Here is a 2434-nt window from a genome sequence, read left to right on the forward strand (position 1 = left end):
CCGCAGCCTCTGATCAGTCACCCATCACTTCTTGCTGTAGCTGATGCGGTAGATCGCACCGGCCCAGTCGTCGGCGACGAGGATCGAGCCGTCCTTGGCCAGGATGATGTCATCGGGCCGGCCGAGATAGCCCTGATCGCCTTCGATCCAGCCGGAGGCGAAGACCTCCTGCTTGGCGTTCTTGCCGTCCGGGCTGGCGGTCACCCGCACGATGCGGCCGCCCTGGTATTTGTGCCGGTTCCAGGAGCCATGCTCGGCGATCAGGATCGAGTTCTTGTACTCCGACGGGAATTGATCGCCGGTGTAGAACTTCATGCCGAGCGGAGCCACATGCGCGCCGAGATTGAGCACCGGCGGCGTGAACTCCGAGCATTTATGGCCCATCGCGAACTTCGGATCGGGCAGGTTGCCCTGGTGGCAATAGGGATAGCCGAAATGCTCGCCCATCCTGTCGATCATGTTGAGCTTGTCGCTCGGCAGATCGTCGCTGACCCAATCGCGGGCGTTTTCGGTGAACCAGTACTTGCCGGTGCGCGGATCGACATCGCCGCCGACGCTGTTGCGGACGCCCAGCGCCCGGATTTCGGCATTGCCGGTCTTGGGATCGACGCGGCGGATCTGCGACACGCTGGTCGGGGGAATGCCGATGTTGAAAGGCGGACCGAACGGAATGTAGAACCAGCCGTCCTTGTCGACCGCGATGTATTTCCAGCCATGCGCGGCATAGGACGGCATGTCGTCATACACCACCTTGCCGTCGCCGAGGTGGTCGAGATTGGCTTCGGCGTCGTCATATCTGATCAGCTTGTCGACCGCGACGACGTAGAGCGCGCCGTCCTTGAAGGCGAGGCCGGTCGGCATGTTGAGGCCCTTGAGGACTGTCTTGACCTCGCGCTTGCCGTCCTTCTCGGTGATGGCGTAGACGTTGCCGAGGCCGAAGGAACCGACGAACAGCGTGCCCTTGTCGCCCCAGGCCATCTGCCGCGCGGCGAGCACGCCGGGCGCCCACACCTCGATCTTGAAGCCGGCCGGCAGCTTGATCTTCTTGATCATAGCGTCGAGTTCGGCTTCAGACGCGCCGGTCGGAGGACCCGACGGCGGCGCCAGTCCCTTCTGGGCCTCGGTCTCGTCGCCGAGGAACCAATCGTCCGGCGGATGGGTCCAGAAATCCTTGTTGCCGGATTCGTATTTCTTCAGTGGCCGGTCGTTTTGCTGCTGCGCACTGGCAGCACCCGCTCCCGCAACAAGGCCGATTGTTGCAAGCGCGAGAATGGTTTTGTGGAAAGCCGATCTCATTGCTTCACTCCCCTAATGCAGACAAATAGCTGCGTCTGTTATTGTTTTGCCTCGGCAGACGAACCCAGACGTCAGCCGAAGATGCTCAGACGCCAAAACGTTAGCACATTCGCAGACAGTGAGAAGCGCGCAACGCGCGGCGCCGCGCAAATTAAGTCCAGGAAAATCAAATCCGAGACGTGCGCCGCGCCGACTTGGTCCGAGACAATTCTGCGGCGCGGCGCGTTCAACGCAAGACCAAAGCCGGCGTCGCCCCGCGCGGGTCCGTTCGACGGACGCGCTGCGCCTCGGAATGCCCCTCGCCCGGTTGCGGCTGGCCGTCGACGCCCGTCGCACCTGCCGGGTCGGACAACGACAGTTGGACGACCGCGCTCGAACCACCCCTCACTTCACGTCTGCTTGGGTGCCGATCTGACCGGCTCTGCCTAAAGAGATGGCAGGGCGACCAGGAGACGCGATTCGTGACAGTCCACCAAAATATTGAAATATCTATCGTTTTTACTCACGAGCCGTGGCATACAAGTTGCGTAGAGCGGCCCATGTCCGCTTCCGTCCAGCTCAGCGTCCGCAACGTCCGCAAATCGTTTCCCGGCAAGGCCGGCGACGTGCGGGTGCTCGACGACCTCTCCTTCGATATTCACGCGCGCGATTTCGTCAGCATCATCGGGCCGAGCGGCTGCGGCAAGACCACGATCTTCAACATCATCGCGGGCCTGGTCGACGCCGATGCCGGCACCATGCATTACCGCGGCGAGGAGATCGAGAGCCTGCGCGGCCGGGTCGGCTACATGATGCAGAAGGATCTGCTGTTCCCCTGGCGCACCGTGCTCGGCAACGTGCTGCTTGGGCTGGAAACCCGCGGCGTCGACCGCGCGGAAGCCGAGGGCAGGGCGCGAGACTACCTGAAAAATTTCGGGCTGGCCGGCTTCGAGAACGCCTATCCCAAGACGCTGTCCGGCGGCATGCGGCAGCGCGTGGCGCTGATCCGCACCCTGATCATGGATCCCGACATCCTGCTGCTCGACGAGCCGTTTTCCGCGCTGGACTATCAGACCCGGCTCTATCTCGAGGGCATCCTGAAGGAAGCGGTCGAGACCTATCACAAGACCGTCATCCTGGTGACCCACGACATCGACGA

2 protein-coding genes are annotated in these 2434 nt (G+C 62.5%); one reads left to right on the top strand and one right to left on the bottom strand.

Annotated features, from left to right (window positions below; translation table 11 throughout):
* Positions 1–24: 24 nt before the first annotated feature.
* Positions 25–1296, bottom strand: a complete 1272-nt coding sequence (locus WCB02_RS35050; RefSeq protein WP_423965895.1) for a PQQ-dependent sugar dehydrogenase — start codon at positions 1294–1296, stop codon at positions 25–27.
* Between the two features lie 539 nt (positions 1297–1835).
* Here WCB02_RS35050 and WCB02_RS35055 point away from each other — a divergent pair.
* The coding region (locus tag WCB02_RS35055) for an ABC transporter ATP-binding protein (RefSeq protein ID WP_423965897.1) at positions 1836–2434 on the top strand (599 nt) is incomplete at its 3' end.

Origin of the sequence: Bradyrhizobium sp., from assembly GCF_049581145.1 — a bacterium.
Classification (GTDB): Bacteria; Pseudomonadota; Alphaproteobacteria; order Rhizobiales; family Xanthobacteraceae; genus Bradyrhizobium.

Coding starts and splice junctions, on each gene's coding strand:
- WCB02_RS35050 (WP_423965895.1), bottom strand. CDS start 1,296: ATGAGATCGGCTTTCCACAAAACCATTCTCGCGCTTGCAACAATCGGC.